Below are 1,381 nucleotides of genomic sequence, written 5' to 3'. Positions count from 1 at the left end.
ACGGCATTCAAGATGCCTATGAACGCCTACCGTCCGGTGGGGGAATCATCACGCTTTCAGCGGGACGGTACGTTGGTTCACCGGGACACCAATACCCGGATAGTTTCATCAAGATTCACGACCCAGACAAACCCGTTGCACTCGTCGGGCAGGGCTACGCGACTGAGATTTTCATCCCCGACAACTACCAAGACAACGATGGGGACGGTAACAGAGTCATCGACATCGGTGGGGTTGCAGTTGATGACCCGTGGCTGTCCGAGGACACGTTCGTAGACGGGTGTTTGTTCAAGGATTTCCGCATCAACGGGAACCAGCAGAACAACAACGGCGATGGCGACGGCAACACCATCACCAACGCCAACGACGGTCATAACATCGAGTGTTTCGGGTCGGATAACAAATTCGTCAACCTCTGGTCGAACAATTCGACTGGTGACGGCATTGAGATTTCACGCTATCCGGGGAGTGTCGAAACCGACACCGAGGCGAATCTCATTCACGGCTGTACGTTTCGTGACAACTGGGAGCAGAACGTGCATATCCACGGCGGGACGCACACGAAGCTCTCGGACAGTTGGCTGCTCGGGGAGGTCAATAACTCCTGTCTCCACCTCGCTGGGGGGACCGAGACGACAAAGGCCAGCATCGACGGCTGTTTCATCTACGGATCTGATGTTGAGGGGGCCGTCTTAGCAACCTCTGACGTGGCTGGCGGGGGGCCAGACGCCACAGAAATACAGTTTACCAACAACTACGTCTGGGGCCACGGACGGGCGGGTGTGTTGGTTGACGGGCGGCACGCCTCTGGCATCACAATCGACAACTGCCACATCTTTGAGAACGGCCAACATGGGATTTACGCACAGTTCGGGGCTGACAAACTCACAATCCGCGATTGTGAAATCCACGATAACCAGTGGGATGGTGTCACGCTGTCTGCGGGAGTTGACGGGAACGGTGACGGGGGGGCGCTCACGAATGTCCGAACGTCGGGCAACGACATTTACAACAACAATCAGGAGGACTCTAATTATCGGTGGGGCATCAACGTCGTATTCAAAGGGTACGGCGCTCAGAACCTCCACATAGAGGGGGACCACTGTTTCACAGAGAGCGGAAACCCGAACTACCGCGAGGGTATCAAGCTTCAAGAGCAGACGGCAGGCGGCACGTACCGCAATATCGTGGTCGAGAACTGCCACGCGAGCGGGACGATGAACGGGGCAGTTGGTATTCAGGGCGGTGTGAAGGTCTACCGAATGGCCGACAACACGCCGCGCCAACCAGTCGATGTGACGACTGTGTTAGAAGCCACGGACGGCGCGGAAGCGTACAACGATGGAACGGTGGGCCGCTACGGGCCAGCGTTCTACGACGG

General features: G+C 57.0%; 1 protein-coding gene. It reads left to right on the top strand.

Translation table 11 applies throughout. The features are described 5' to 3' along the window. The coding region (locus M1L36_RS21155) for a right-handed parallel beta-helix repeat-containing protein (protein WP_250875749.1) at nucleotides 1-1,381 on the top strand (1,381 nt) is incomplete at both ends.

Source organism: Halomarina rubra, assembly GCF_023699475.1.
Classification (GTDB): domain Archaea; phylum Halobacteriota; class Halobacteria; order Halobacteriales; family Haloarculaceae; genus Halomarina; species Halomarina rubra.
The sequence above is the reverse complement of the archived record's forward strand: the minus strand, read 5'-3'. Positions and strand labels throughout refer to the sequence as shown.